The organism is Myxococcus sp. CA051A (assembly GCF_013336705.1).
GTDB lineage: Bacteria > Myxococcota > Myxococcia > Myxococcales > Myxococcaceae > Myxococcus > Myxococcus llanfairpwllgwyngyllgogerychwyrndrobwllllantysiliogogogochensis.
The window spans coordinates 1-395 of sequence record NZ_JABUMS010000093.1 but is presented as its reverse complement, the minus strand read 5'-3'; the positions used below and the strand labels follow the sequence as shown (position 1 = coordinate 395).

Sequence of the window (395 nt, the reverse complement as noted above, 5' to 3'; positions counted from 1 at the left end):
TACTTCTCCCCGGAGCAGGCGCAGGGCCGGCAGGACCTGGACGCGCGCACGGACGTGTACGCGGCGGGCGTCGTCCTCTACGAGATGCTCTGCGGCCGGCGCCCCTTCGAGGGCGAGTTCGTCACCGTGCTGCCCCGCATCATCACCGGCGACTGCCTGCCCCCGTCCGCCGTCAACCCGGGCATCGGCGAGGACCTGGAGACCATCGTCGCGCACGCCATGGCGGTGGACCGCGAGGCCCGCTACCAGACGGCGAAGGACCTGAGCGAGTCCGCGGTGGAGCTGCTCTACCGGGACACGCCGCGCTTCACGCCCACGATGCTGAGCCAGCTCATGACGTACCTCTTCGCGGAGGAGCTGGCCGCCGAGGGACGCAAGGTGGAGCTGCCGCCCGG

At 71.6% G+C, this 395-nt stretch carries 1 pseudogene; it reads left to right on the top strand.

The annotated features are described in order from the left end of the window. A pseudogene (locus tag HUA74_RS45060) lies at positions 1-395 on the top strand (serine/threonine protein kinase); the annotation flags it as partial.